General features: G+C 57.2%; 25 protein-coding genes and 1 tRNA gene. 11 read left to right on the plus strand and 15 right to left on the minus strand.

Features of this window, described 5'->3' with window-relative positions; genetic code table 11:
* Positions 1–279 precede the first annotated feature (279 nt).
* On the plus strand, positions 280–1,236 hold the full coding sequence (locus G560_RS0105670; RefSeq protein ID WP_022703344.1) for an L-malyl-CoA/beta-methylmalyl-CoA lyase: 957 nt from the start codon (positions 280–282) through the stop codon (positions 1,234–1,236).
* 49 nt (positions 1,237–1,285) lie between these two features.
* Here the strand turns inward: G560_RS0105670 and trxA are convergent, their stop codons facing one another.
* From trxA to regB, 8 genes are all read right to left on the minus strand, one after another.
* On the minus strand, positions 1,286–1,606 hold the full coding sequence (gene trxA / locus G560_RS0105675) for a thioredoxin (RefSeq protein ID WP_022703345.1): 321 nt from the start codon (positions 1,604–1,606) through the stop codon (positions 1,286–1,288).
* A 58-nt stretch (positions 1,607–1,664) separates the two neighbouring features.
* Positions 1,665–5,021: a double-strand break repair helicase AddA gene (addA, locus tag G560_RS0105680; protein WP_022703346.1), complete on the minus strand. Its 3,357-nt coding sequence runs from the start codon at positions 5,019–5,021 to the stop codon at positions 1,665–1,667.
* The gene (gene addB, locus G560_RS0105685; protein WP_022703347.1) at positions 5,018–7,969 is read right to left on the minus strand and encodes a double-strand break repair protein AddB; all 2,952 of its coding nucleotides are present in this window, start codon (positions 7,967–7,969) and stop codon (positions 5,018–5,020) included. Before addB ends, addA begins: the two co-directional genes overlap by 4 nt.
* Entirely contained in the window at positions 7,959–8,666 is a 708-nt protein-coding gene (locus tag G560_RS0105690) for a nucleotidyltransferase family protein (RefSeq protein WP_022703348.1), read from the minus strand. The genes addB and G560_RS0105690 overlap by 11 nt, the downstream gene beginning before the upstream one ends.
* Positions 8,642–9,646 (minus strand): aminoglycoside phosphotransferase family protein, encoded by a 1,005-nt coding sequence (locus G560_RS0105695; RefSeq protein WP_028913770.1) that lies wholly within the window; start codon positions 9,644–9,646, stop codon positions 8,642–8,644. The genes G560_RS0105690 and G560_RS0105695 overlap by 25 nt, the downstream gene beginning before the upstream one ends.
* A complete protein-coding gene (gene tsaE, locus G560_RS0105700; RefSeq protein WP_028913771.1) occupies positions 9,639–10,115 on the minus strand; it encodes a tRNA (adenosine(37)-N6)-threonylcarbamoyltransferase complex ATPase subunit type 1 TsaE in 477 nt (158 codons plus the stop codon). The genes G560_RS0105695 and tsaE overlap by 8 nt, the downstream gene beginning before the upstream one ends.
* 49 nt (positions 10,116–10,164) lie before the next feature.
* Positions 10,165–11,757: a PAS-domain containing protein gene (locus G560_RS18675; RefSeq protein WP_022703351.1), complete on the minus strand. Its 1,593-nt coding sequence runs from the start codon at positions 11,755–11,757 to the stop codon at positions 10,165–10,167.
* 132 nt (positions 11,758–11,889) lie between these two features.
* On the minus strand, positions 11,890–13,290 hold the full coding sequence (gene regB, locus G560_RS0105710) for a sensor histidine kinase RegB (protein WP_022703352.1): 1,401 nt from the start codon (positions 13,288–13,290) through the stop codon (positions 11,890–11,892).
* 117 nt (positions 13,291–13,407) lie between these two features.
* Here regB and G560_RS0105715 point away from each other — a divergent pair, with 117 nt between their 5' ends.
* The 3 genes from G560_RS0105715 to G560_RS0105725 all read left to right on the plus strand — a co-directional run bounded on the left by G560_RS0105715 (position 13,408) and on the right by G560_RS0105725 (position 15,083).
* Positions 13,408–14,022, plus strand: a complete 615-nt coding sequence (locus tag G560_RS0105715; protein ID WP_022703353.1) for an SCO family protein — start codon at positions 13,408–13,410, stop codon at positions 14,020–14,022.
* A 53-nt stretch (positions 14,023–14,075) separates the two neighbouring features.
* Positions 14,076–14,630, plus strand: a complete 555-nt coding sequence (locus tag G560_RS0105720; RefSeq protein ID WP_022703354.1) for an ActR/PrrA/RegA family redox response regulator transcription factor — start codon at positions 14,076–14,078, stop codon at positions 14,628–14,630.
* Positions 14,631–14,768: 138 nt separating this feature from the next.
* Positions 14,769–15,083: an H-NS histone family protein gene (locus tag G560_RS0105725; RefSeq protein ID WP_022703355.1), complete on the plus strand. Its 315-nt coding sequence runs from the start codon at positions 14,769–14,771 to the stop codon at positions 15,081–15,083.
* Between the two features lie 25 nt (positions 15,084–15,108).
* Here the strand turns inward: G560_RS0105725 and G560_RS0105730 are convergent, their stop codons facing one another.
* Complete coding sequence (locus G560_RS0105730) at positions 15,109–15,699, minus strand: HD domain-containing protein (protein ID WP_022703356.1); 591 nt, start codon at positions 15,697–15,699, stop codon at positions 15,109–15,111.
* Between the two features lie 110 nt (positions 15,700–15,809).
* Between G560_RS0105730 and ahcY the strand changes: the two genes are divergently transcribed.
* Together ahcY and G560_RS0105740 are read left to right on the plus strand one after the other, a co-directional pair.
* On the plus strand, positions 15,810–17,198 hold the full coding sequence (ahcY, locus tag G560_RS0105735) for an adenosylhomocysteinase (RefSeq protein ID WP_022703357.1): 1,389 nt from the start codon (positions 15,810–15,812) through the stop codon (positions 17,196–17,198).
* Positions 17,199–17,472: 274 nt separating this feature from the next.
* Positions 17,473–17,814 (plus strand): DUF2853 family protein, encoded by a 342-nt coding sequence (locus G560_RS0105740; protein ID WP_028913772.1) that lies wholly within the window; start codon positions 17,473–17,475, stop codon positions 17,812–17,814.
* 268 nt (positions 17,815–18,082) lie between these two features.
* Here G560_RS0105740 and G560_RS0105745 read toward each other — a convergent pair whose 3' ends face one another.
* The 5 genes from G560_RS0105745 to tsaD all read right to left on the minus strand — a co-directional run bounded on the left by G560_RS0105745 (position 18,083) and on the right by tsaD (position 21,705).
* Positions 18,083–18,910 (minus strand): shikimate dehydrogenase, encoded by an 828-nt coding sequence (locus G560_RS0105745; RefSeq protein ID WP_022703359.1) that lies wholly within the window; start codon positions 18,908–18,910, stop codon positions 18,083–18,085.
* 85 nt (positions 18,911–18,995) lie between these two features.
* Entirely contained in the window at positions 18,996–19,415 is a 420-nt protein-coding gene (locus G560_RS0105750) for an EVE domain-containing protein (protein WP_022703360.1), read from the minus strand.
* Positions 19,415–19,687, minus strand: a complete 273-nt coding sequence (locus G560_RS0105755) for a YciI family protein (protein ID WP_022703361.1) — start codon at positions 19,685–19,687, stop codon at positions 19,415–19,417. The genes G560_RS0105750 and G560_RS0105755 overlap by 1 nt, the downstream gene beginning before the upstream one ends.
* A gap of 6 nt (positions 19,688–19,693) precedes the next feature.
* Complete coding sequence (locus G560_RS0105760; protein ID WP_022703362.1) at positions 19,694–20,629, minus strand: NAD(P)H-dependent glycerol-3-phosphate dehydrogenase; 936 nt, start codon at positions 20,627–20,629, stop codon at positions 19,694–19,696.
* Complete coding sequence (gene tsaD, locus G560_RS0105765; RefSeq protein WP_028913774.1) at positions 20,626–21,705, minus strand: tRNA (adenosine(37)-N6)-threonylcarbamoyltransferase complex transferase subunit TsaD; 1,080 nt, start codon at positions 21,703–21,705, stop codon at positions 20,626–20,628. Before tsaD ends, G560_RS0105760 begins: the two co-directional genes overlap by 4 nt.
* Before the next feature lie 45 nt (positions 21,706–21,750).
* Between tsaD and G560_RS0105770 the strand changes: the two genes are divergently transcribed.
* The 5 genes from G560_RS0105770 to G560_RS0105790 all read left to right on the plus strand — a co-directional run bounded on the left by G560_RS0105770 (position 21,751) and on the right by G560_RS0105790 (position 26,135).
* Complete coding sequence (locus G560_RS0105770) at positions 21,751–22,482, plus strand: uroporphyrinogen-III synthase (RefSeq protein WP_022703364.1); 732 nt, start codon at positions 21,751–21,753, stop codon at positions 22,480–22,482.
* A gap of 81 nt (positions 22,483–22,563) precedes the next feature.
* Positions 22,564–23,847 carry a COG4223 family protein gene (locus G560_RS18680; RefSeq protein WP_022703365.1) on the plus strand — a complete coding sequence of 428 codons (1,284 nt, stop codon included), beginning with the start codon at positions 22,564–22,566 and terminating at the stop codon, positions 23,845–23,847.
* A gap of 9 nt (positions 23,848–23,856) precedes the next feature.
* Positions 23,857–25,329 (plus strand): heme biosynthesis protein HemY, encoded by a 1,473-nt coding sequence (locus tag G560_RS0105780; RefSeq protein WP_022703366.1) that lies wholly within the window; start codon positions 23,857–23,859, stop codon positions 25,327–25,329.
* Positions 25,330–25,548: 219 nt separating this feature from the next.
* Positions 25,549–25,624, plus strand: a tRNA-Thr gene (locus tag G560_RS0105785).
* A gap of 61 nt (positions 25,625–25,685) precedes the next feature.
* Complete coding sequence (locus G560_RS0105790) at positions 25,686–26,135, plus strand: DUF6538 domain-containing protein (protein ID WP_022703367.1); 450 nt, start codon at positions 25,686–25,688, stop codon at positions 26,133–26,135.
* Positions 26,136–26,185: 50 nt separating this feature from the next.
* Here the strand turns inward: G560_RS0105790 and G560_RS0105795 are convergent.
* The coding region (locus G560_RS0105795) for an ATP-binding protein (protein WP_028913775.1) at positions 26,186–26,453 on the minus strand (268 nt) is incomplete at its 5' end.

The following is a 26,453-nucleotide window of genomic DNA, read 5'->3' on the forward strand; positions in this document are numbered from 1 at the left end:
TCCGGCTGGGCGGGCAATGCCCATCGAGGCGGCGCGCGTTACTGTTGCAAAGACCTGTTTGGCCGTTAAGCGTTGGGTTGAAGTTTGGGCTGGGTTCGACGGTCGCGCGCGGGTCATTTGACACCTGAGAATTACTTTATCAAAGGTCGCGCGATTTAAGGGGGCATTCAAGGCTTGAATAAATGCTGCAGGTGCAAAGGTCGTCTTGCACTTGGTGGCGCCACAATCTAACCATGTAAGCTGAAAACCCGACATAAAATTACGCCAAGGATATCTGATATGAGCTTTCGCATCCAGCCCACCCCCACAGCCCGCCCCAACCGTTGCCAATTGTTTGGCCCCGGCTCACGCCCGGCGATCTTTGAAAAAATGGCGGCCTCGGCGGCGGATGTAATTAACCTCGACCTAGAGGATTCGGTCGCACCAAGTGACAAAGACAGTGCGCGGGCGAATGTGATCGCGGCGATTTCAGCTGTGGATTGGGGCAGCAAAACCCTGTCGGTGCGGATCAACGGGTTGGACAGCCCCTATTGGTACCGTGATGTCGTGGATTTGCTGGAACAGGCAGGCGACCGGCTGGATCAGATCATGATCCCCAAGGTAGGTTGCGCCGCCGATGTTTATGCCGTGGATGCGCTGGTCACGGCGATTGAACGCGCCAAAGGCCGCAAAAAGCCGATCAGCTTTGAAGTGATTATCGAATCTGCGGCTGGCATCACGCATGTCGAAGAAATCGCGGCATCGTCGCCCCGCTTGCAGGCGATGAGCCTTGGTGCTGCCGATTTTGCCGCATCGATGGGGATGCAAACCACGGGCATTGGTGGCACGCAGGAAAACTATTACATGCTGCAAGATGGCGCACGCCATTGGTCGGACCCGTGGCATTGGGCGCAGGCGGCGATTGTGGCGGCCTGCCGCACGCATGGGGTTTTGCCCGTGGATGGCCCGTTCGGCGACTTTTCCGACGACGAAGGTTTCCGCGCCCAGGCCCGCCGTTCCGCTGTGTTGGGCATGGTTGGAAAATGGGCAATCCACCCAAAGCAGGTGACCCTGTCGAACGAGGTGTTTACCCCTTCTGAAGCTGCGGTGACCGAAGCACGTGAAATTTTGGCCGCGATGGAAGCAGCCAAGGCGCGGGGTGAAGGGGCCACCGTGTACAAGGGGCGGCTGGTCGATATCGCATCGATCAAGCAGGCAGAAGTGATTGTACGTCAGTCTGAGATGATCGCGGGTTAAATAAAAAAGGCGGCCTTAAGGCCGCCTTTTTGTCGTAAATCTGATGGAATTAGACGGCCGAAGCGATCCAAGTGGCCAGCGCGGCCTTGGGGGCAGCGCCCACCTTATTCGACACGACCTGACCGTCCTTGAACAAAAACAGCGCCGGAATACCGCGCACACCCAGTTCGGCTGGGCTGTTCGGGTTTTCATCAACGTTGATTTTGACGATCTTTACCTTGCCTTCGTATTCGGCAGAAAGCTCTTCCAGTGCCGGACCGATCTGGCGGCACGGGCCACACCATTCCGCCCAAAAATCGACAACGACGGGAATGTCCGAATTGCGGACTTCGGCGTCAAAGGTTGCATCTGTGACTGCGATTGTGGCCATTACATATCTCCTTAATGGAATGTATTGCAGTTGAAGGTAAGGGGCTCCCCATCGGACGTCAAGGGAGTGTGGTACGGTTAAGCACAGACCTCACGATATCGGGAGGAATGGGCATAAGTTGTGCTGTACGCGTCCAGAGCAATGCAACACCTATTTTTTTATCTGGGTAAATCTGGGCAAGCGCGGTGTGATAGGCCGCCATCTGGCGCAACAACCCATCTGGCACGGCTGCGACCGCTTCAGGCACCAGCAGATTGGATTTGAAATCGACCGCCAACACGCGGTCTGTCGTCACCAACAGCCGGTCAATCGTGCCAACCATCGGCTTGCCATTCAGATCTGCAGTGATCGGGGTCTCGGCCAAGGCATCTGGGCCAAAAAGCGCGACAAAATCTGGATGGGTCAACACGGCTTGCGCCTCTGCCAACAATTCAGCGCGGTCGGGAGCATCGGGCATAAGGCCGGTGGCGAATGCGGGCCAATCAGCGGCTGGATGATTGGGCAAATGTTCCAGCAACAGATGCAACCGCGTGCCACGGTCCATCGCGGCGCGGTTGTCATCATCCGCAGTATAATCGCCCGGCAACGCCTTCGCCCCGCCCAGTTGGGACGGGTTCAGCGGCTGATCGGGGCGGCTCTCAACCGGCGCGGGGTGCAAAACCCAATCTTGCAAAGCGACGCTTGCCGCCTGCATTTTGACCTGCGGACCAATGTCATCCGGCCAGACGCCTTCGGCCAGACGCAGCCCGCCGTCTGGTTGCAAGGTAGCCCCTGCCTGGGCCATAGCCTCTTGGATCAGCCGATACCAAACCACGTTTGATGCCTCGTCATCATCGCTTTTATCCGCGCCAATCGACCCCGCAGCCGCCACGATCAGCCAGCTTTGCGCGCGCGTCATCGCAACATACAGTAGGCGCATCGCCTCGGCTTCCTCCCGCGCTTTGCGGGCGGCGCGGGCATTGGCGATGGCTTCGGGGCTGTCGTCTTTGGCAGTTTTCCAAACGGGGCCCTCGGGCAGGACAAATATCTCATTTCGTTCGCGCGCAGTGTATTGCGCAGTATCAGGCAAGATAACAATCGGCGCCTCTAATCCCTTGGAGCCGTGCACCGTCATCACCCGAATACGCTCGCCCGCGCTGTCCATCTGGCGCTTAACCTCGATGTCATCCGTCTCTAACCAGCCCAAAAAGCCGGTCAGGCTGGGCACGTCATTGCGCTCATAGGCCAAGGCTTGGGACAAAAGCTCGTCAATCCCATCCTCTGCCTCGGCCCCTAAACGGGCCAGTAATTTGCGGCGGCCGTCATGGCGGGTCAGCATGCGTTCGATCAAATCATAGGGGCGCAAAAAATCGGCCTGATCGCGCAAATCCTGCAAGATGGTTACTGTTTCGGCATGCTTAGGGTCTGTTTCCAATGCCCGCCAAAGGTAGCCTTTGCGCGGCTGGGCAAGGCTGTAAAGCTGCTGTTCAGTCCAACCAAACAACGGGCTGCGCAGGCAAGCGGCCAGTGACAAATCATCCTCGGGCGTGGCCAGAAACGCCAGCAGCGCTGCCAAATCGCGCACGGCCAGCTCGGCCCCCAGTTTCAACCGATCCGCGCCTGCAATCGGCAAACCGGCCGCCTTGCACGCCCCGATGATAGCCGAGAAAATTTCGGACCGTCGACGCACCAAGATCAGAAAATCGCCCGCATGTACCGCGCGAGTTGTTTTGCCGCCATCAACAGGGATTTGCACACCTTTGGCGATGGTGTGGCGAATGGTTTCGGCGACCTTTTGGCCCAGCTTTGCCGCGTGATGTTCCTCGGTAATAAGGTCAACGGGGTCATACCAATTGTCCGGCTTGGGGTTGGGCGATTTTTCAATCACCGGCCACAGATCAACCCGCCCCGGCATATCGGGGAAAAACGCGATGTGCTTTACCTCGCCCCCCAATCCCTTTTCGCGGCGTTCGTCAAAGGTCAGGTCGACCAGCCGCAAAATGGTGTTCGACGACCGGAACGAATGTTCCAACAACAGCTCTTGCAGCGGCGTATCGACTTGCTCCAGCTTACCCTTGAACAGGTCGCGCTTTTGGTCAAACGCCTCGACATCCGCGCCTTGAAAGCTATAGATCGACTGCTTTTTATCGCCCACCACGAAAATCGTGCGGGGTTCATCGCGCGCACCGCGTCCCGATGTAAACTCATCCGCCAGCAGTTCGATAACGCGCCATTGGTCGGGGCTGGTATCCTGCGCCTCGTCCACCAGAATGTGATCAATGCCGCCATCCAGCCGGAACAGCACCCATTGCGCGACTTGCGGATCGGTCAGCAGCGCCTTGGCATAGGTGATCAGATCGTCAAAATCGAGCCAGCCCCGCGCCTCTTTCCGCGCCTTGTATTCAGGCAGAAACACAGCGGCAAAGCGGTGCAAAATGGCGGTGCGTTTGGCGGCATTCAGGGCAATGCGGGCACCGCGCGCAGCCTCGACCCGCCGCATCAAATCCTCTAGCCGGTCCAAAAGCTGACCCAGTTTCGGTTGGGTGGCTTTGGTTGGAAACGTCCCTAACTTGGCGGAAAATGGCACTTTGGTTTTGGCGCCATTCAGGAAAACGCCTTCCAGCCCTGCCAAAAGCCGCATGTCGGGGGCCGCCAAATTCAGGCCACGCAGCTTATCCGCCGCCTTTACATCATTGGACGATCCGGTGGCGATAATCTCAACAGCCTCGGCCAACCACTCGGCCTCACCGCCTAAAAACACCTCGGCCAGAATCGCCGCCTCGGTTTGGTTGTCGGGTACTTCAAACAAAGCGCGACAGTCGGCATCAGACAAAAAGCGCGCAAAATCATTGCGCCGCCCCGCAACCTCACCCGCCAGCGCGCCAAAATCCTCACCCGTATAGGCAGCCGCCAAGGCCGCGATAACATCAGGCGCACCCAGATCGGCGAGTTCGTCAATAATTTCATCGCGCAACAAAGCGGCGGCGCGGTCATCCATTTCGGTGAATTGCGGCGACACACGCGCCTCTAGCGGAAACCGCCGCAGCAAAGATGCGCAAAACGAGTGGATGGTTTGAATCCGCAACCCACCCGGCGTTTCAATTGCGCGGGCAAACAATTGGCGCGCGCGGGCCAACCGTGCCGCATCAATCGCGTCATCAACCCCCAGATCGGCCAGCGCTTGGCGCAGCGCTGCATCTTCCTTCATCGCCCAGTCGCCTAGGCGGGCAAACAGGCGGTTCTGCATCTCGGACGCCGCGGCCTTGGTATAGGTCAGACACAAAATCCGCCCCGGGTCGACGCCCGACAGCAGCATCCGCGCTACTCGGTCGGTCAGTACCCGCGTTTTGCCCGATCCTGCGTTGGCCGATAGCCATGTCGACGCGCACGGATTGGCCGATTGGACCTGTCGTTCGGACGCTGCGTTGCGGATCATGTTACATCCTCGGGCCGTGGATCATCGGTCATTTCCCATTCACCAAAACGCGCAAGGTGGTCATAATCACCCGCAAAGCGTTCGCCATGCATGGCGCGGCGCGAAACATAGCCACGATCGGGCGACATATATTCGGCGATAAGCTGGTGCAATTCCTCCCAAACTTGACCCAAAACCACCTCATCCGGTGTGCTGGTGTCTTCCTTGGGGCTGGAGCCAAGACCGATATAGGTAATCCCCGCCACATCGCGCGGTCCGTCCAATGCTTTGAACGCCCCACGGGCCGCCATCGCCGCCTCTAGCAGCAACTGTTTGTCAAAGAATTTCTGCTGGTCTTTGCTGGGCGGGCTCCCGGTTTTATAGTCGAAAATATGCACGCGGCCATCGGGCAGCGCATCAATCCGGTCGGGTTTCGCAGTCAGGGTAAAGGGCAGGCCGGTCAGTTGCACAGCACCTTGCTTCTCAATCACCACAGGCGTGCCACCCCGTGCCGCCTCGACCCCCAAAAAGAAATCGGCGGCGCGGTGCATGCGGGACAGCCACAAGGCACGAGCAGCGGGCCAAGGCACCTCATTTTCCAGCACCGTTTGGGCCGCTGCAATCAGGCGCACGCGAGCGGCATCGCGGGTTTCCTCTTCGGGCCGTGTGCGGGTAAAGGTTTCCAGAACCTTGTGCAAAACCGACCCGCGCAGCAGGGCATCGGGTGAAGGGCGCAAAGGGTTCAGCTTGAACAGCCGCAAAATATAGCGGGCGTAAATCGCATAGGGGTCGCGCAGCAGGGTTTTAATGCCCGTAACGGCCAGCTTATCAGGCCGTGCGGCGATAGGTGGGCGCGGGGCAGGGCGGTGGGCATGGGCGACGGGTTCGGCACGTTCGGCGGCGGCGGCAAGCGCCAGCCAATCATCCCCCCGCTTGCGCATCTCGTCAAACGCGATTTTGCCGCCCTGATCCGGCAACCCTTTCAAAAGATTAGTTAATCGGTTCACCCAACGCGAGGCGACCGTTTCCGCATCGGCATTGCGTACCGCGCGCGAAATCACCACGTGCGGCGCAGAGATAGCTTGCTGATAATCATGCGCCGACAGGCCAATCCGGCGTTCGGGCAACAAAAGCCCCGCCTCCAGCCGCATGGCGCGGTTCATCCACGGGTCGGGCGGCGGGGTTTGCGGCCAAATGCCATCATTCAAACCGCCAAGGATCACCAGTTCCGCGCCCTGAACGCGCGCCTCGATCGTGCCCCAAATCATGATGCGGGGGTGCGATTGCAGCGGTTCGCGCACCTCGCCTTTGTTCAAAATAGCCTCAAACAAATGGCGGTAATCGGCGGGGGTCATGGTGCCGCCATGTTCGGCCTCGGCCTCCAATTCCTCCATGGTCGTCAGTGCCTTTTCACCCGCCGCTTTTTCCCACAAGCCACTGGTTTGCGCGGTTTGGCTAGGGCCAAGCGCCAACGCCTCGGCCAGTTTGCGATGCCGCGTGATGTGGTCGACCAAAGGCATGGCACCTTTTGCCGGCAGCCCATCCAGCGTGGCGGCCAACCATTTGGCCCAAAGCAGAACCTTGGGGTCTTTTTGCGTTTCGGCCCAAAGAGTCAAATCAGACCCTGTAGGAAAGGCAGGGCCGTGGCGGCGCAATTTCAGTTCAAGATTGCGAGTGAACAGCAAATGTTCGCCTCGATCCATCTCTCCCACTGCTGCCTTGCCGCTGGCGGTCAGCGGATGTTTGAGCAAGATCAGCAGGGTTTCAGCGGTGATCCGGCTTTCAAGCAGATCCAGCACATGCCGCAAAAACCGCCCCGGCGCGGACAAGGCAAGCGGCCGCCCTGCACTGTCATCGGGCAAAATATTCCAACGATCCAGCGCGGAGGCCACTTGCCGCGTCAAGCCCCGGTCCGGCGAAATAAGCGCCGCAGTCACCCCGTCTTGCGTGGCCTTGCGCAGGATCAGCGCAATCGCCATCGCCTCGGCGCGTGGGGTCGGCGCCTCAATCAGAGTCATATCTGCGCAAGCCGCAGGCAGGTCGGCCAAATCGCGCCCTTCGGTCAGCCATTGATCGGTGACGGGGGCAGGACGCAGAGACAATGAAATCAGAGCGTTACGGGCAGGGTTGGGCGCTGCAGCATCGTGCCAAGGCTGAATATCCTTATGCGACAGACGCAGCATCTGCATTAGTTTAAAAAAACGATATTGCGGGTGATCCTCGGCTGTCAGCGCATCGCCCAATCCCGCCCAAACCGATGTGGGCATGTCAAAATCAAACCCCGGCAAGATGATCGCCCCTTGCGGCAGCGCAGACACCGCCTGCATAAACAGTGCGGTGGTCCCGCGCGATCCCGTGGAACCCGCCACAATCACTGGGTCTTGCGGTGGTGCGATTTGCCAAAGCGCAGCAATCCGTTCGACCAAAAGGCGCTGTCGCGTTTGGCTGTCGGGCTGGCCCATAGCCTCCAAAAGCTGGGCGACGATCGCCATGAATTCCCGCGTTCGCGCCCAATGTGCCGAATGGTTGGCGACATCCAGCGTTGCGATTTTGTTAGGGGACACACCCTCGCCCTGCATTTCATCCAGCAAGGTGGCAAGGCTATCGGCAAGGTCATAGAGCGCCGAACGGGGGGCAAGGTCAGGCTGTTGTTGCAACAACCCCTCGATCAACTGCGCCAGAACCAACCGCTGCCGCAAGGGCGACACGGCAGGTGGAATTCCAGTGCTGGGCAGGGTACCTTCTAGGTCAGTCACCAACCGGATGCGGGGCAAAAAACTGGCCCCTTGGGCAACGAACAGCTCGGTAATCCGGCGGCGCATGCGAGTAGTGTTGACGTAAAGCTTGACCCGCGCCATCGCCTCGGGCGGCTTGCCTGAAAGCCGCTGTTTCAGCCCTGCGACCAGTTGCGCGGGGAAATCCGCACCGGGAGGCAAGGCAAAGACGCGAGGGCCGATGTTATTGAACATTGCGCGCGCCTAACAGTGTTTCAGCCTCGATAATCCCCTCGGGGCGGCCCACATCACACCAGCTGCCGCTGTGCAGCACACCATAAGCACGGCCCTGCGCAATCATCTGATCCCACAGAATGTTCAGCGAAAACGCCGCATCCGCTACCGCGTCAATCCCGACAGGCCGCAAAATCTGCGCCCCAAGATAGGCCAGCCCCGCCGCCCCTTTGGCGCGGGTAATCTGGCCATCGGCCCTTAACAAAAAGTCACCCTTTCCCTGAAATTCCTTGATCTGTGATGGCGGCGCCAGCAGTAAAAGCGCATCCATTATTTCGCCATCCCAATGGCTTTGCAGCGTAGCCAACGGGTTCGGCCCTGTCCAAACGGCATCGGTGTTCAATGTGAAAACCGGCCCCGCGCCAAGCTGTGGCAAAGCCGCACGCAACCCGCCGCCGGTTTCCAGAATCTTACCCCTTTCCCACGACAGGGCAATGTTAGGCCGCCCCTTGAGATGTGTTGCGATCTGATCGCCGTGATAGTGCACATTCACCACCGTTTTCGTCACACCTGTCCCTGTGACCTGATCCAGCGCGTGGTCAATCAACGCCTTGCCACCAACCTGAAGCAGCGGCTTTGGCCGATCCTTGGTCAATACGCCCATCCGCGTGCCAAAACCTGCCGCAAACAACATTACCGCGCTGGGTTGTTTCCGCATTGCGCGCGTATCCTTTCAAGGGCTTGGGGGGTCGGTTCCGGCACTTCACTGGCGCAGATTTCGGCAAGATCAGCAAGGGCAGGGTGCGCCAAATTGCGTTGCAACTGGCGCCAGACTCGCGGGATAAGATCAACATAATGAGCCTTACCCCCAACAAGGCAAAGCCGCGCGAAAATCCCCAAAATGCGCAAGGCTCGCTGCGCGCCGAAAACGGCGTAACCTTTTGAAAACACATCAGGGTCAGCATCTTTGCGAAAGCGTGCGACCATCGCGGTCTCGGTTTCCAACGATACATCGCGCCGCGCATCTTGCAGCAAGGACACCAGATCATAGGCGGGCTGCCCCATTTGAGCCAATTGAAAATCCAGCAACCCCGCCCGCGCAATCCCGCTCCGATCTGGCAGCCACAAAAGGTTCTCGGCGTGATAATCCCGCAATATCAGCACGCGCGGCCCATCTGCATGGGTTTCAATAAGCCGGGTCAGCGTCGCGTAAAAATCCGCACCCTTCCCTGTATCGCCCACAACTGCGAAACGATACCAGTCCAGCGCAAAGCCGGCAGCCAAGGCCCATTCCCCCGCAGTGAGGTTAGGCAGGTTTACAGGTGCAGGAGAGGTTTGCAGGTGGGACAAAACATCGGTAGCTGCCGCATAAAATTCGGCTTCTCGGCTCTGATCTTGCTTGAGCAAACGGGCAAACAGCGCATCGCCCAAATCCTCGATAAGCAGAAAACCGTTCACAAGATCCTGTGCGAAAATCCGTGGGGCAGACAGGCCAAGCCCGTTCAGATGGGCGGCAATTGTGATGAAATCGGCAGGGTCATCACCCTTGCCCGGGGGTGCATCCATCAAGACCGCTGTCTTGTAGCCAAGGTAGAGCCGTTCATAGCGCCGGTCGGACGCATCACCAGCCAAAAAAACCCGTCGCGCAGCGGACCATTCTGTGCTGTTCAAAAAGGCAAGGGCATGTCGATTATCCATCGCCATGTGACACCTGTATTTGGCTCAAAAGGCCTTCACGACCACCGGAAAAAGTGGCCTTTCGGCCATTCTCCTGTTGTGAAAGCGTAATGATCAAGGCCGTGTCAGGCACAAGGTCTCCCAATCTATCGGGCCATTCGACAAAGCAAATTGCCGTTTCAAACGCAGAGTCCAAGCCAAGTTCCAACACCTCATCCGGGTGCGAAAGGCGGTACAGGTCGGCATGCCATACCTCCAATCCGTCCGCATTATAGGTCTGAACAAGCGTAAAAGTGGGCGATGGCACGTCCTCTAACCTGCCAAGTTTTGCTTGGATGAAGGCGCGGGCCAGATGGGTTTTTCCAGCCCCTATTGGGCCGTTCAATAAAACCGTATCACCCACCTGCAACACTTTTGCAAGCACCGCGCCAAGTGCGGTGGTCGCTGTGTCATCAGCTAAGAAAAAAGAGGTGGGCTGGGTGGCTGACATATCGGTCAGTTTTACGCGCTGCAATGGTCGGCGCAAGGGCCAAGGCTGGTTAGCCTACCATTTTCTGCTTGCTCGTAAACCTTACCCCGGGACCGTTAAGGCCTTCTGAGTCTACTCGAAAAGTGGCCATCATCGCGCCACCTGAAAGAGGTGAAAACTGACAATCCAACCGCCGGCCATCTGACAAGCGTGCTTTATCTTTCCAAGATGTGCGCGGGCCCAAATCTGCCGAAAAATCCTCAACTCGGTCCCAAACACCAGAAGGTGCGGTTGCGCTGCGCCAGTACTCGCATATCTTTGTTATGCCGCCTTCTGACCCCAAGGACGCAGCCGGATCATGGCCCCAAAGAGCTGCATAAGCAGCATTAGACATCAAAAGCGTGCCCGAGACCGAAAACACCGCAATTGCCGCGTCTACTGCATCAATAACGGCTTGCCCAAGTTCAAGTTCGGCGCGGTACCGGCGCGTCTGTGACATTTCGTTTGAAATATCCTCAAACGACAGGGCAAGCGCGCCGTTCGGGTGGGGCCTGCCAGTAACACGATAGGTTTGGCCGCTTGAAAGGCTCCATGTTTCTTCATAAAGGCCCGACGCAGCCGCCTCTTCTATGTCGGTGATCTGATTGCGCCAGCTTTTGTAATCACGTGGTTCTGGGATCATCGAGCTTTCGCGCAACGAATCAAAGAAACTGGGCAATGTCGGCCGCATCGTGAGCAAATCAGGCGAAAGGCCCGTCAGATCCAAAAGGGCCGGATTAAACAGCACAAGCTTGCGATCCTGATCGAAAATCGCAAGCCCCGTTGAAAGCTGTGCGAAGGTTTTGGTCAGGGTTTGCATGAAGGCGCGCAGCCCCTCTTCGGCTTTTACCGTCCGATCGGCAGGTAAGGCATAAAATTGGTGGTCCTTGCCAGTTGTGTATTCAAAAACATCGAACCAGCGGTCCGTTTTCCCGTCTCGGCCTGTTAGGACCCGGCGCGTGCTTGCCATATTGTCCGATGCTGCCCTGTCCGAGAAAAGTATTGGCAAAGGCCATTTCAGGTCTTCGTCGTCAGCCAAACGCTCGGTCGCGAGATCAAGATAGTTTGCGTTGGCCCAAATCACATCGCCCGCATGGGATTCTCGCCAAATTGGCAAGGGCGCATTGGCCGAAATTTGACGAAGCTGTTCCAGCTCATCGCGAATGGCCCGACGTGTTAACGGGTCAAGCCCGCCCTTTGCCGTAGCCGCGTCCGCCTCTAGCACACTGATGCGCGTCAGGCCCCCGCGCAGTTCGGCCCGCAGGATTAACGGCGCCACATCCTCGTCCTCAACGCTTCCCATCGCAAAGGTGCCCTGCATGGCCAAGGTGTCAAGCCGTGCCGTCACACCAGGAAAGCGTTGTTCCAAATAGCTGATAAGGCCAGGCCAAGCAGAAGCCCGCCCTTGGCATGCCTTGGGAAGCAGGCTGCGCCCGACAGGCGTTGCATCGACCAGGGTATGACCATCAAAGAGATAATCAGCGCTGCCATTCACCTCGAGAAACACTGTGCCCTCGGCGCGCTTGGGCTTTTGTTGCAAAAGGGAAAGCACCACAAGGCCCAAAAAAGCCGAGAACATGCCGGTAACAAGCAGACCAATGGCAAACACAGGTTCGAACGTCACAACGGGTTCCTTATCGATAAGCCATCCAATAGATTTCAACCTGCGGTCGATAAAGTTAAGGGACCGTTAACATGCGAGAAAAAGCGTGTGCCATGCAAAATTTTTGATCAAGAGCGGCTATTTTACCAAGATCTAAGCCTCGATCTGGGTATTTTCGCCCAAGCCACCTTCACCGGTTGCCGCGATATCTTCCAACCGCCAAATGACTTCGACAATGGCGCCGCAACGGGCCGGTCTTTCGGATGATGTCAGAAACGGGTCCGACCCATTTGCAAAAGACACCTCGGCGCCCGACCGCTCCAGTAAGGTTTTTGCGATAAACAACCCCAATCCCATCCCTTCATAACCCGGACGCATATCTTTTTTTTGGGAAGAATTCCGGCGCTTTACAAAAGGGTCGCCAATGCGACCAAGGATATCGCTTGAATAGCCTGCGCCATCATCGACAACCCGAATTATAAGAGTTTCTTTACCCCACTCCGCATCGACCCATACTGTTGCCTTAGCAAAATCCACCGCATTTTGAATCAGATTGCGGATACCGTGAATGACCTCGGGTCGGCGCTGAATGGCTGGTTGCTGGGTGGTGCCGCCAACGGCAGGGCGCAAATCAAAAACAACGGCCTTCCCGCGCCCCAAATGCGGCTCTGCAGCGTCACGCAACACGGTGTCCAAAGGCGCACGCATCAAATGGCGGTCGCTTTTTCCAGCCCGTCCCATTGACCGCAAAATGTCGCGGCATCTGTCAGCTTGATCCTTTATCAGCTGGGCGTCATCGCGCAGGTCGGGATGCTCGGCCAACTCTTCGATCATTTCGGCGCTGACCAACTTGATCGTCGCCAAAGGCGTCCCCAGCTCATGCGCGGCAGCGGCAACAACACCCCCCAAATCGGTTAGTTTCTGTTCACGTGCCAATGCCATTTGGGTGGCAAGTAAGGCATCAGACATAGATTGAATCTCGGACGCGACGCGGTGTGAATAAAGGCCAAGAAACAGGATCCCGATCACAATCGACAGCCAAAAGCCAAATTCGAACAACCGCGGCACGGCGAGGGTCGTGCCATCCGCGAAATGTAACGGGATGTTAAAGGTCGCGGAAAGGCTGATCAGCCAAATTGCCATCAGCCCAAGCAAAACAGTTGTGCGCGATTTCAACGCCGAGGCGGAAATGATCACCGGCGCAATAATCAACAGCGCGAAAGGATTGGTTACCCCGCCAGTCAGATACAAAAGGAACGACAGCTGGGCCAAATCGAACAACAAAACAAGCATGGCCTCTATGTCGGTCAGCCGTCTGTTTTCGGGGAACACAAAGGTCGACACAAGGTTGGCAATCACCGAAACGCCAACCACAAGACAGCAAAGCCCTATCGGCAATTGCAGCCCCAGATAGAAATACGCCACCAGAATTGCCGCTAGCTGCCCGGCAATTGCCATCCAACGCAATACGATCAAGGTGCGTAGCCGTAACCTGTTTTGTCCGCTCGTCCGGAAAAAGGGGCCGACACCCGAATTCGTCCCCGAATTGATCATTCCATTGCCCCGCCAGTACAAAAAGACTATCTCCATTGATACGAGGCGCTGAACGGGGTTTCAACGCAAACCCGCCAGCGGTGCCTTGTTTGATAAGATTACGTGTGGGGAAAACGGATGATCAAAGTTTACGCTGGGGCAGCAGTGGCCGTTTTGGCCGGACTCTTGGGCGGATCCGCCTATTGGGTCTATAGCAATCAAAATGGTGACGCCTTTACGCAATGTCGCGGCGGGCAGGTTGGCGGCGGCTCGATTGGTGGGCCATTTACGCTGGTCAATCCGGCGGGCGAAACCGTTACCGACACGGATGTGATCACCAAACCGTCTTTGGTCTATTTCGGCTATACGTTTTGCCCGGATGTGTGCCCGCTTGATAACGCCCGTAACGCAGAGGCCGTTGATATTTTAGAAGAATTGGGTCTTGACGTAACACCAATCTTTATCTCCATTGATCCAGCCCGCGATACGCCCGAAGTCATGGGCGAGTTCGCGTCCATAATGCACCCCAAAATGATCGGGCTAACGGGTAGCGAAGAGCAGGTAAAAGCTGCATCGCAGGCCTATAAAACATATTACAAAAAGCAAGACGCGACAGACAAATATTATCTGGTCGACCATTCGACCTTTACCTACCTGATGCTGCCAGGTGTTGGCTTTGTCGATTTCTTTAAACGCGAAACCACACCGGATGAAATGGCCCAAACGGTTGCCTGCTTTTTAGGGGCAAGCTGACACGGCCTCACGACGTTATTGCTCGGTAGAGCAGACATAAAAAAGGGTTTTAGATGTCCGAAGATCTGAGCGCGCAAATCGGGGCCGATCGGTCGCTTCTTTTGGTTGATGATGACGAGCCGTTTTTGAAACGGCTGGGCCGCGCCATGGAAAAACGTGGTTTTGTGGTCGAAATGGCTGAAACCGTGGCAATGGGCAAAGCGATTGCACAGTCTCGCCCTCCTGCCTTTGCCGTCGTCGACCTGCGTCTCGAGGATGGCAACGGGTTGGACGTGGTAGAGGTGTTGCGCGACAAGCGGCCCGATTGCCGGATTGTTGTGTTGACGGGATATGGCGCAATCGCCACCGCCGTTGCCGCCGTTAAAATTGGTGCAACCGATTATCTTTCCAAGCCGGCCGATGCGAACGAAGTCACGAATGCGCTTTTGTCACGCGGCGAAACATTGCCCGAGCCGCCCGAAAACCCGATGTCGGCCGATCGCGTGCGCTGGGAACACATTCAACGGGTCTATGAGATGTGCGAGCGCAATGTGTCCGAAACTGCCCGCCGCCTGAACATGCACCGCCGGACCCTGCAGCGCATTCTGGCAAAACGCAGCCCGCGCTAAAAAAATAACAATTCTGCCAGATCATGATCTTAAGGCTTATCAACATATCTATTAAAATTTTTGACCAAACTTCAATGGATTGAAATTAGATAATGTATGCCATATTAAGTAGAACCTAATACAGAAAGGGACCCTGAATTGTCAGTTGATCTAGAAAAACTATCGCTGAAAGAACTTAAGGACCTACAATCCAAGATTGCAAAAGAAATTGCAAACTTTGAAACGCGCAAGAAAAAACAGGCTTTGTTGGAGCTGGAAGAAAAGGCAAGACAGCTTGGCTTTTCTCTTGCAGAATTGACGGGTGCTGCGACCATTCGTAAACGCGCACCTGCCGTTGCTAAATATGCCAACCCTGCCGATAGTTCTGATACATGGTCTGGGCGTGGGCGCAAACCGCGTTGGTTTGTTGCTGCTTTGGCTGCAGGCAAGACGCCTGACGATCTTTCGGTCTAAGGCGGGCTTTCAGTTTAACAGCCTATCAAAGCTTTGACATGAGCTCCGTGTGCCGTGAAATAAAGGCGGCGCGCACTTGTACAGGCGGCCTCAGCTCTATCGACAATCCTTTGATAAGCTGGGGTACCTGTTTTCCGAAAAACTTATCCGCCTCCGCTTCGGAAAACCCCGCAATGTGCACGGCCTCCAGCCACGCCGAAACGGTATCCGCCGCCTTGATCGCCTTTTTCATCGCGACCGGCAAAACGGCGGGCAGGCCAAAGCGGATATGTATAGCCGCCGTTAACTTGTCATCCAACGCACCATAGCCCAGCCCGACTGCCGCCTTTACTGGGCTGATCATGTCACCAATCACATATTCGGGCGCATCGTGCAAAAGCGCAGCCAATTGCCAACGCGGTGCCGCCGCTGGATTGGATTTACGGAAAATCTGTTCCACCAGCAAGGAATGCTCGGCAACCGAATAGGGCCAATCGCCAAAGGTTTGCCCATTCCACCGCGCAACAAAGGCCAATCCGTGGGCGATATCCTCAATCTCGATATCCACGGGCGTTGGGTCCAACAAGTCCAAACGGCGACCAGATAACATCCTCTGCCATGCTCTGGGTTGCTTCATAAAACCGTTCCCATTCCTGCCATTACTTCGCGAGACACGCCTGACATTGCCCAACGCGACCTACAATGCTATCTGACCCACAACAGATCAATTGCCAAGGAGTACGGCTCATGCCGCAAGATTACATCGTCAAAGACATCGCGCTGGCCGAATTTGGGCGCAAAGAACTAAACATCGCCGAAACCGAAATGCCCGGCCTGATGGCACTGCGTGAGGAATTCGGTACCGCAAAGCCGCTGAAAGGCGCGCGGATCGTTGGCTCTTTGCACATGACCATCCAAACCGCCGTCTTGATCGAAACACTGACAGCCCTTGGTGCCGATGTGCGCTGGGCGTCGTGCAACATCTTCTCGACCCAAGATCACGCTGCTGCCGCGATTGCCGCAGGCGGTACACCTGTGTTCGCGATCAAGGGCCAGACCCTGACCGAACATTGGGATTACCTTGATAAATCCTTCATGTTCCCCGAAGGCGCGAACATGATCCTTGATGACGGCGGCGATGCCACGCTTTACGTCCTGCTCGGTGCACGGATGGAAGCTGGCGAAGACGTGCTTGCCGTGCCCGCATCCGAGGAAGAAGAAGTCATCAAGCTGCAAATCCAAAAGCGCATGAAAGAGACCCCCGGCTGGTTCGCAAAAACCAAAGCGGCGATCCAAGGCGTGTCCGAAGAAACGACCACAGGTGTGCACCGCCTTTATGATCTGCACAAAAAGGGCCAATTGCCCTTCCCTGCGATCAACGTGAATGATTCTGTCACCAAATCGAAGTTTGACAATAAATACGGCTGCAAAGAGTCGCTGGTTGATGGCATTCGCCGCGCGACCGACACCATGATGGCTGGCAAAGTGGCCGTTGTCTGCGGTTACGGCGATGTTGGCAAAGGCTCGGCTGCGTCCTTGCAAGGCGCTGGCGCCCGCGTGAAAGTGACCGAAGTAGACCCGATCTGCGCGCTTCAAGCCGCGATGGACGGTTTTGAAGTAGTCTTGCTGGAAGATGTGGTCGGTTCCGCCGACATTTTCATCACCACCACTGGCAACAAAGACGTGATCCGGATCGAGCATATGCGCGAGATGAAGGACATGGCGATCGTTGGCAACATTGGCCACTTTGACAATGAAATTCAGGTCGCTTCGCTGAAAAACCACAAGTGGACCAATATCAAAGAACAGGTCGACATGATCGAGATGCCATCCGGCAGCCGCTTGATCCTGCTCTCCGAAGGCCGTTTGCTGAACCTCGGCAACGCCACGGGCCACCCGTCTTTCGTTATGTCGGCCTCGTTCACCAATCAGGTTTTGGCGCAGATCGAACTTTGGACCAAGGGCGACGAATATGCCCCCGGCGTTTACATCCTGCCCAAGCATCTGGATGAAAAAGTGGCACGCCTTCACCTTGCCCGCATCGGTGTAAAACTGACCGAACTGCGCAAGGATCAGGCCGACTATATCGGCGTGCCGCAAGAAGGACCGTTCAAGCCGGAACACTACCGCTACTGAGCGTTTTGGTGTGATTTCGAACATAGGGCCCAGCGTTGCGCGCTGGGCCTTATCCATGTGATTGGACCGCCAATCTTTGGACTTGGCGTAAGCCATAGCCATTTACCGATAAATCACCAAACCTACGCGCCGATGGGCACCCCCGCTTGGTGCAGCGGTGAAAACTTCGCAATTTTTCCCTTTGTTTGAAGCCCGCTTTCCGCCTAATGTTCTGCTGGGGGTCCGCTTTTGCTGGGCTTGCACTGAAGAACCAATCAACAAGGAGCGACCGAAAATGAGCAAGAGAGACGATCTGATCGCAAAATATGCTGATGACCTGCGCACCAAGTGCAAAATGGAACCAGACATGGCGCTGCTGACCAAAGTGACCATTGGTTGCGGCCCTGCAATTTATAACGCTGACAGTTCCACCGTCGCGGGCACTGACCTGGCCGAGCTGGAAACCGTCAAGAAAAACTTTTTGATGAAGAAACTCGGCCTTGCTGATAGCCCAGCGCTGATGGAAGCAATTGATGCCGTGATCAACACCTATGGCCGGTCCGAGCGCAGCAAATACCGCGCAGTGGTCTATTACATGCTGGCCAAGCATTTCAAAAAAGAATCCGTTTACGCCTGAACCATGGCCTGAACGTCTGCATCGCACCCGCAGCCCTGAACGGCGCGGGTGTTTTGCTTTTGATACATATACTTATCGGCTTTGTTGTTTCAATTTTTCGCTGTTTGGCTTTTGCAGGATCGCGGCAAATGCGCTAGAACAGTCAGACAGGGCAGTATGCCCAGGACCTTTTCAATCAGAACACGTGTGGTGCTAGGGAGCGCGTGGGTGGGAGGAGGGTCCTGATGGGGTCGGGGCCCTCCTATTTTCACACCACTACGGGGTCATTCTATTGTAACGCTTGCCGCAACGCCGCCGCATCAATCGGCGCGTTTGTGAAAATATGCCAAGCATCAATCCCTTGACCAAAGAACAGCTCATAACCTGAAATAACCTGCAAACCCGCCGCTTTGGCATCTTGCAGAAACCGCGTATCAATCGGCGTATAAACCGCGTCAAACGCCCAAGCCGCCCCTTGCATCACATGTGCAGGCATTGGCGTGCCATCATACCCTACCATCCCAATCGGCGTGCAGTTGATCAATCCACTGGCCCCGCGTGCAGCCTCGTCTACATTGTCAAAAACCACCACTTCGGTCTTTGGGCTGGCTTGTCGCAGCGCTGTGGCCAAGGTTTCGGCTTTGGTGCGGTCCAGATCCATCAAGCGGATCCCCTCAGCGCCAAGCGCGATCAGCCCGAATGCGACCGCCCGTCCCGCGCCACCCGTTCCTACCATGCAAACCACGCCCGGCGTCACCTGCCCCATCTCTTTGCGATAAGCAGCGACGAATCCGGTATAATCGGTATTGAACCCAACTGGCCCGTCCGGTTCAAAAACCACCGTATTCACTGCCCCGATTGCCCGCACCAACGGGTCCGGCACGCTGACACACGCAAAGGCGGTTTTTTTATACGGATAGGTAATATTCAGCCCGCGAAAGCCTTGATCCCGCGCCAACGCAAAGACACCATCGAAATTCAGGCCCATATCGCGCGGCACCAAACGGTCATAACTGACAGAAAGCCCCGTAATCTTCCCTGCCAGCTGGTGCAGGCGCGGGGCTTGCGACTGCGCAATATTGTCCCCGATCAAGCCAAGTTTGATGTCTAGATCCACAATCGTTTCCTTAAAGACACGCCCAAAAAGATTGCCAAAATCTACACGCGGCGAACGCCTTTTCCGTGGAAAAGGTTTGCGCGCGCTAGGCCTTCAACCCACCCATGCGCCGCACAATTTGCCATTCCTCGGCCGTCACTGGCTGCACCGACAGGCGCATGGATTTCACCAGCGCCATGTTTTCCAGCCCTGGCTGGACCTTGCAATCTTCCAATGTCACGGGCCGTGCCAGCGGCACCACCGCCGTTATCATCACACAATCCCAGCGCGGATCGTCGGTGGTGCTGTCCGGCGCGCTGGTCCGGCACACCTCAACCACACCGACAATTTCTTTGCCGATGTTGGAATGGTAGAAAAAACCAAGGTCGCCAACCTGCATCGCGCGCATGTTGTTGCGGGCCTGATAGTTGCGCACGCCGCCCCATTCCTCGCCCGCATCACCCTTGGCGACCTGATGGTCCCAGCCCCAAACATCGGGTTCAGATTTGAACAGCCAAAAGGCCATCAGCCTACAACCTTTTTCCATTCCGTAATCTGAACAGATGCAAACAACCCTGCCAACGCATAGGGGTCCGCCGCCGCCCAGGCCTGACCTTGGGCCAATGTGTCCACCGACAGCACCACCAGCGACCCGCACATCTCACCCTCGGGTGTCAGCAACGGCCCTGCCATTTCCACCACGCCCGTGGCCTCGATATAGGCCAAATGCGCCGTGCGGTTGTCTTTACGGACCTGCAAGGCACCAGGTTTGTCATGGCAAAAAAGGGCGACGCGCATTGGGGTTTACTCCTGTTTCAATGGTCGGGACATGAGGGCGCGAATGGCATCCTCAAGCATGATTTTGTTTTGGGTTAGGCCTGCGACCATCTGGGTCACAGGCATATCAACACCCAATTTATGTGCCAGTGTAGCCACTGCCAAAGCCGTCGCAACCCCTTCGACAGTCACAGCAGGATCAAAAGCAACACCTGCGCCCAGCGCTTGCCCAAACCGAAAGTTACGCGATTGCGCCGATGTGCAGGTCAACACCAAGTCGCCAAACCCCGACAACCCGCTCAGGGTTTCAGGCCGCGCGCACTTGTGCAGCGCCAGCCGCTTCATCTCGGCAAACCCGCGGGTCATAAGTGCCGCCCGCGCGCTTTCACCAAGACCTGCGCCCATCACCACGCCCGCCGCAATCGCGATCACGTTTTTCAGCGCCCCGCCAAATTCGGCACCTGTCACGTCGGTCGTGCGGTACAGGCGCAAAACATCCGTAGAAAGCTGGTGCTGCAACGCCTCGCCCACCGCATCATCGGCACAGGCCAGCGTCAGCGCAGTCGGCAGGCCCGCCGCAATATCGCTCGCAAAGCTCGGGCCGGTCAGAATGGCCGCGACTGCGTCACCACAATGCGCCTCAATCACACCTGTGGGGCCAAGGCCTGTGGTCAGATCAACCCCTTTGCAACACGCAACCAAACGCTTTCCAGCAAACATCGCGCCATGATCGGCCAAAAACCGCCCCATCGCTTGCGCAGGCAAGGCCAGCAAAACTGTATCGCAGCGCGCCCCCTCTGCCAAATCCGCGGCAACTGTCACCAGCAAAGGCAGTTCGGCCCCGGGCAACCGCACAATCTCACGTCCCGTTTGGCCGCGCCCCCACAGGGTAACAGGTTGCTTTGCCCCCAAGGTTATCGCCAGCGCCCCGCCAAACGCTCCTGCCCCGATGATCCCGATCATGCCTTGGCCCCCTTTTTACCAAAGCCCAAAAGCGCTGGGCTGGTCTGGTCCAACGGCCAACGCGGCCGTGCCGATAGTGTTAGATCGTCGCTATGCCCAAGGCGAAACCGCTCTATCCCCGCCCAAGCGATCATTGCTGCATTGTCGGTACACAGGGCCAGAGGCGGTGCCAGAAACTGCACGCTGTTTTCAGAACAAACCTTTTCCAACGCCGCGCGGATCGCTTGGTTTGCGGCCACGCCCCCTGCCACGGCAAATGCCTTTACGGGTGCCATGGCCAAGGCACGGCGGGTCTTTTCCGCGACAACATCCACCACAGCCGCCTGAAACCCAGCGCATAAATCGGCGCGGTCTGCCCGCAACATACCACCCTTTTCGACAATCACCCCATCGCGCGCGCGCAGCAAGGCGGTTTTCAGCCCCGAAAACGACATGTCACAGCCAGGCCGGTCCAAAAGCGGACGCGGCAGGGCAAAGCGTTTGGGATTGCCCAACGCCGCCTCGGCCTCGACCATTGGGCCACCAGGTTGGGGCAGGCCCAAAACTTTGGCCACCTTGTCGAACGCCTCACCCGGCGCATCGTCAATAGACGCGCCCAGACGGGTAAAGCTGTCTGGCCCATCGACCCGCAAATATTGGCAATGTCCGCCCGAAACCAGCAGCATCAGGTATGGAAATTCCAACCCATCCGTCAAACGCGGGGTCAGCGCATGGCCCGCCAGATGGTTCATCCCGATCAGCGGAAGACCTGTGGCAGCGGACAGCCCCTTGCCGCACATCACCCCAGCCAACACGCCGCCAATCAACCCCGGCCCTGCCGTCACGGCGATTCCATCCAAATCGCCAAAGCCGACTCCCGCCGCCGCCATCGCTTGCGCCACACAACCATCAACTCGCTCGGCATGGGCGCGGGCAGCGATTTCGGGGACCACGCCACCAAAGGCCGCATGCAAACTGGTTTGCCCTTCGACAATAGACGCCAAAATCTGTCGCCCGCCCTCGCCATCACGCACAATTGCAGCCGCCGTGTCATCACAGCTGCTTTCGATCCCAAGGATGGTTAAGGTTTTGCGCATATCAGGCCGTTGCATGGGAGTTTTATAGCAGGTAACACCTGCATCATGGCCACACAATCCCGCCTGCCCGCCTTTCTGCTGACCCGCCCCGCCGCGCAAAGCAATCGCTTTGCGGGCCAGCTGCGGCAGCGCTTTGGACAGGATATCGAAGTCACCATCAGCCCCCTGATTGCGCCGCGCTTTGTGAATGCCGCCCTTCCGGCTGGCCCGTTTGACGCGCTGATCTTTACCTCAGAAACCGGTGTGATGGCATTTCAGACCCTAAAGCCCCGCCCCGAAACCATGCCAAAGCTTGCCTATTGCGTTGGCAAACGTACTGCAAAAGCGGCTTTATTGGCGGGGTTAGAGCCTGTATCTGCCGATGGTGACGCATCTGATCTTATCACCTTTATCGGCAAGCAGGGGCCAGCGCGCTTGCTCCATATTTGCGGCGCGCATAGCCGTGGCAATGTGGCCCAAAGGTTAACCGATTCAGGCCTAAAGACAGACATATGCGTTCTTTACGAACAAGTAGAACAGCCCCTGTCGTCCTCAGCAATTGACCTGCTTCAGGGGGAAATGCCTGTGGTGGTTCCCCTGTTTTCTCCTCGCAGCGCCGCCCTATTCTGCCAAAACGTTTCTTTCCTTACGCCACTGGCGCCGTTAACCTTTGCAGCCCTAAGTAAAGCGGTTGGGGAGGAATTGTTGAAATTGACACCTGTAAACCTGTGCTATGCAAACCAACCGAACGCAGTTTCGCTGCTGGATGCTATCTCTGGTTTCTATGCCGCATCCTAGATGGCTTGAGCCTGTGGCCCTGTCAGTCTAGGCTAAGGAAAAACCCTGGCACATCCGGAGCATTGGAATGGAGGCGCATTTATGGCTACCCCAAAGACACCGCGCAAAGCCGCGACAAACCCAAAACTGGATAAGCGTGTCGAAACCCCTGACGCGACACCTGTTGAAAAGTTGATAGAGGCTGGAGACGCGAAAGAAGCCGTGGCAGAGGCCCCTCCCCCCGAGGCGGCCAGTGTTGAGGATGCGGAGGTTATGGACCCGCCCAAACCGACGCCAGAATCGACACCCGAGCCGGACCACGCGAATGACGAAACATTCGACAGCGAAACGTCTGTGCCCTCAGGCGCGCCCGCCGTCATAAAATCCGGCCCCGGCTTTTTGCCTTTGGTTCTGGGTGGCGTCATCGCCGCCGGTATCGGCTTTGGCCTTGCGCGTTATGTCGTGCCAGAAGGCTGGCCCCTGCCCGGCAAATCGCCTTTGCAAACCCAACTGACCCAGCATGCAGATGAGATTGCGGCATTACACGCCCAGTTTCAGGCCTTGCCACAAGACAGCTCGCAGGCCGTGATGAACGAGCTTGCCGCCCTGCGCGCCACAGCCAACACCGCACTCGAAAAAGCCGAAGCCGCAAAGCTGGCCACCATGCCCGCAACAGACCAAGATAGCGCAGCGCGCATCGCGGCGCTTGAAGATGGGCTCGCCGCACTTGAATCCCGTCCTGCTGGAACCGACGTGGTTGATCTCGCGGCCCTGACCGGCCTTTCCGCCGAACTCGACAGCCTGCGCAGCGATCTTGCCGCGCAAAAAACTGCCACTAAATCCTTGATATCCGAGGCCGAAACCATGCGTGCAGATGCTGCTGCCAAGGCCCAATCCGTACTATTGCAGGCCGCGTTGACCAAGATAAAGGCCGCAATGCTGGGCGGGACGCCCTTTGTGGAACCGCTGACACTGCTGGTTGATGCCGGTTTGCCTGTGCCCGCGATACTGAGAGAGAACGCCGAGAACGGGGTACCAACCCAAGCCGCCCTGATTCAAGGGTTTGAAGATCCGGCCCGTGCCGCGCTGGCACAAAGCCTGCGCGGAAATATGGGCAGTACATGGACCGACCGCATGGGGTCGTTTCTGCGGAGCCAAACCGGCGCGCGGTCGTTGACTCCGCAAGAAGGCGACGATCCTGATGCCGTACTGTCGCGCGCAAATGCCGCCGTGGTATCTGGTGATTTGCCCACCGCACTGACCGAGATCACCACACTGCCCGATCCGGCGCAAACCGCGCTAGCCGGTTGGGTAGCACAAGTTAATCTGCGCATTGACGCGCAAGTAGCGACTGCCGCCTTGGCGACAGCGTTGAGCGAAAGGTAAGCCACAAACATGATTTGGTCGCTCATCAAAGTTTTGCTGTTTGTCGCCGCGATTGCGGGCCTTACCTATGGTGCAGGGGTGTTGATGGACACGGGCGGCGGTATCCGTATTGCCATGCTAGGCGTCGAATACACGCTGGAACCATTACAGGCCGCTATTGCGCTCTTGCTCCTCTTGGCAGCCCTTTGGGTGCTTTTAAAGCTCATCGGCTTGGTCGTCGCTGTCTTGCGCTTTTTGAACGGCGACGAAACCGCCATTTCTCGCTATTTCGACCGCAACCGGGAACGTAAAGGGTATCAGGCGCTATCTGATGGCCTTATGGCCTTGGCATCGGGTGAAGGGCGTGTGGCACTGTCACGTGCGGCCAAAGCCGATAAGCTGTTGGATCGCCCTGAACTGACCACCCTGCTGATCGCCCAAGCGGCGGAAATGACAGGCGACACCAAGCGCGCGACCGAGGCGTACAAGCTGCTGCTCGACGATGATAAATCCCGCTTTGTGGGTGTCCGCGGGTTGATGCGCCAAAAGATCGCTGAAGGCGATACAGCAACCGCGTTGAAATTGGCTGAAAAGGCTTTTGCGCTGAAACCCAAGCACGATGAAATCCAGGAAACGCTGTTGAACCTGCAAACCGGTCAAGGCGATTGGAAAGGCGCGCGCGTCACCCTTGGCGCCAAGCTGAAATCCGGCGCCTTGCCGCGCGATGTGTTCCGCCGCCGTGATGCCGTTCTGGCCCTGCAGGAGGCCCACGGCGTGCTGGACGAAAACGCCAGCATCGAATCCCGCGAGGCCGCGATTGAGGCGAACCGCCTGTCGCCAGACCTGATCCCCGCCGCTGCAATGGCCGCCCGTGGCTATATCGCCAAGGGGGATGCGCGCAACGCGACCAAGGTGCTGAAAAAGGCATGGTCCGCCCAACCGCACCCCGATCTGGCAGCCGCCTTTGCCGAAATCACGCCAGACGAATCCAGCGTCCAGCGTTTGAAACGCTTTCAGACTCTGACCAAGCTGAACCCCGACCACATCGAAACCCGCCTGCTGCTGGCCGAACTCAGCCTGACGGCCGAGGATTTCCCCGCCGCCCGCCGTGCGCTGGGCGACCTTGCCACGAGCCACCCCAACGCCCGCACTTTGGCGATTATGGCGGCGGTGGAACGTGGCGAAGGCGCCGATGATGCCGTAATCCGTGGCTGGCTTGCCCGCGCCCTGACGGCCCCGCGCGGCCCGCAATGGTGCTGTGACAAATGTCAGGCAATTCATACGCAATGGGTGCCGATCTGCGACAATTGCGCGGGCTTTGATACCCTGTCATGGCGCGAACCCGCAGATACCACGGGGCCAAGCGCAACCGGCACCGAACTTCTGCCCCTTATCATCGGCAAACCCCAACAGCCTGCAGTTTCGGACCCGGATGCCGATACCAATGAACCCGAAGATGCCGAAATTGTTTCGGACCCCGCCCCGGAAAAAAACGAAAAATAGGGGTACACAGTTTTAAATTCCGGTGATACTAGCCCGCCCATGCGCTAACATAACGGCTTGGCGCATGAGGCACAGAACGCCCCGCGAAAAGATGGCCGGTGTAGCTCATCAGCTAGAGCACATCATTCGTAATTAGCGGGTCTCCGAGAGAATGACGCGCAATACCAGTCAGTTGCGGGGCTTGACGAGAAATTACTAGGACCATAGTAGGGTCCGTACGCCGCTGTAGCTCATCAGGTAGAGCACATCATTCGTAATGATGGGGTAGTAGGTTCGAGTCCTATCAGCGGCACCACTTGAAGTTCCAACGCATTGATCACGCTCAGTTTCTTTGGGAAAGTGCGGGAGCGTAGGACATGGCGAATGACAAATCGGTGCCCTTTTCTTTTACCAAGAACGGCATCTATTACTTCGAACGGAGGGTCCCAAGTGACCTTCAGAAGCACTATTCATCCAAGAAAATCACTTATTCGCTGAAGACCCGGTCAGCACCTTCCGCCGCATCGAGGGCCAGTAGAGCAGCGCACCAGCTTGATGAGTATTGGTATCACCTGCGGATCAAGGACGTAGAGTTGCCGGGCAAGCATAAACTGCGCATGGCTTGCGACATTGCCAGCAGTGCAGGTCATGCCCCATTTACGGACGCTGTGACGCTCTCCGAGGCAGTTGATGTCTATCTTAAGCTGAAGGGAGCCAACCGTCCGATGACCTTTCGTCGTGCCGCAGAGAGGTCATGCGGGTACGTCATCGACGTTGCTGGCGACAAGGACCTTCGGGCCTACATGTTGATTGTCACTGAGAACTGACCCGGCATTGTCACCGCGATTTGACCCACCCATTAGTTATGTTCTCTATGTCATGATGGCGTCAATGCTGTTGCCTCCTTTCGCTTTTTCTTCGCTGTTTCGGAGCTGGCCTTGAAGCGGTAGCTGTCATTGCCAGTCTCGAGGATGTGGCAGCGATGGGTAAGACGATCGAGCAGTGCGGTGGTCATCTTGGCATCGCCGAACACGCTGGCCCATTCGCTGAAGCTCAGGTTGGTGGTGATGATGACGCTGGTGCGTTCATACAGCTTGCTCAGAAGGTGGAAGAGCAATGCACCGCCAGAGGCACTGAACGGCAGG

The organism is Pseudorhodobacter ferrugineus DSM 5888, from assembly GCF_000420745.1.
Lineage (GTDB): Bacteria > Pseudomonadota > Alphaproteobacteria > Rhodobacterales > Rhodobacteraceae > Pseudorhodobacter > Pseudorhodobacter ferrugineus.

Excerpts from the sequence above, each read along its gene's own strand:
- G560_RS0105670 (WP_022703344.1), top strand. The coding sequence starts at position 280 with ATGAGCTTTCGCATCCAGCCCACCCCCACAGCCCGCCCCAACCGTTGC.
- trxA (WP_022703345.1), bottom strand. The coding sequence starts at position 1,606 with ATGGCCACAATCGCAGTCACAGATGCAACCTTTGACGCCGAAGTCCGC.
- addA (WP_022703346.1), bottom strand. The coding sequence starts at position 5,021 with ATGATCCGCAACGCAGCGTCCGAACGACAGGTCCAATCGGCCAATCCG.
- addB (WP_022703347.1), bottom strand. The coding sequence starts at position 7,969 with ATGTTCAATAACATCGGCCCTCGCGTCTTTGCCTTGCCTCCCGGTGCG.
- G560_RS0105690 (WP_022703348.1), bottom strand. The coding sequence starts at position 8,666 with ATGCGGAAACAACCCAGCGCGGTAATGTTGTTTGCGGCAGGTTTTGGC.
- G560_RS0105695 (WP_028913770.1), bottom strand. The coding sequence starts at position 9,646 with ATGGATAATCGACATGCCCTTGCCTTTTTGAACAGCACAGAATGGTCC.
- tsaE (WP_028913771.1), bottom strand. The coding sequence starts at position 10,115 with ATGTCAGCCACCCAGCCCACCTCTTTTTTCTTAGCTGATGACACAGCG.
- regB (WP_022703352.1), bottom strand. The coding sequence starts at position 13,290 with ATGATCAATTCGGGGACGAATTCGGGTGTCGGCCCCTTTTTCCGGACG.
- G560_RS0105715 (WP_022703353.1), top strand. The coding sequence starts at position 13,408 with ATGATCAAAGTTTACGCTGGGGCAGCAGTGGCCGTTTTGGCCGGACTC.
- G560_RS0105720 (WP_022703354.1), top strand. The coding sequence starts at position 14,076 with ATGTCCGAAGATCTGAGCGCGCAAATCGGGGCCGATCGGTCGCTTCTT.
- G560_RS0105730 (WP_022703356.1), bottom strand. The coding sequence starts at position 15,699 with ATGAAGCAACCCAGAGCATGGCAGAGGATGTTATCTGGTCGCCGTTTG.
- ahcY (WP_022703357.1), top strand. The coding sequence starts at position 15,810 with ATGCCGCAAGATTACATCGTCAAAGACATCGCGCTGGCCGAATTTGGG.
- G560_RS0105740 (WP_028913772.1), top strand. The coding sequence starts at position 17,473 with ATGAGCAAGAGAGACGATCTGATCGCAAAATATGCTGATGACCTGCGC.
- G560_RS0105750 (WP_022703360.1), bottom strand. The coding sequence starts at position 19,415 with ATGGCCTTTTGGCTGTTCAAATCTGAACCCGATGTTTGGGGCTGGGAC.
- G560_RS0105755 (WP_022703361.1), bottom strand. The coding sequence starts at position 19,687 with ATGCGCGTCGCCCTTTTTTGCCATGACAAACCTGGTGCCTTGCAGGTC.
- G560_RS0105760 (WP_022703362.1), bottom strand. The coding sequence starts at position 20,629 with ATGATCGGGATCATCGGGGCAGGAGCGTTTGGCGGGGCGCTGGCGATA.
- tsaD (WP_028913774.1), bottom strand. The coding sequence starts at position 21,705 with ATGCGCAAAACCTTAACCATCCTTGGGATCGAAAGCAGCTGTGATGAC.
- G560_RS0105770 (WP_022703364.1), top strand. The coding sequence starts at position 21,751 with ATGGCCACACAATCCCGCCTGCCCGCCTTTCTGCTGACCCGCCCCGCC.
- G560_RS18680 (WP_022703365.1), top strand. The coding sequence starts at position 22,564 with ATGGCTACCCCAAAGACACCGCGCAAAGCCGCGACAAACCCAAAACTG.
- G560_RS0105780 (WP_022703366.1), top strand. The coding sequence starts at position 23,857 with ATGATTTGGTCGCTCATCAAAGTTTTGCTGTTTGTCGCCGCGATTGCG.
- G560_RS0105790 (WP_022703367.1), top strand. The coding sequence starts at position 25,686 with ATGGCGAATGACAAATCGGTGCCCTTTTCTTTTACCAAGAACGGCATC.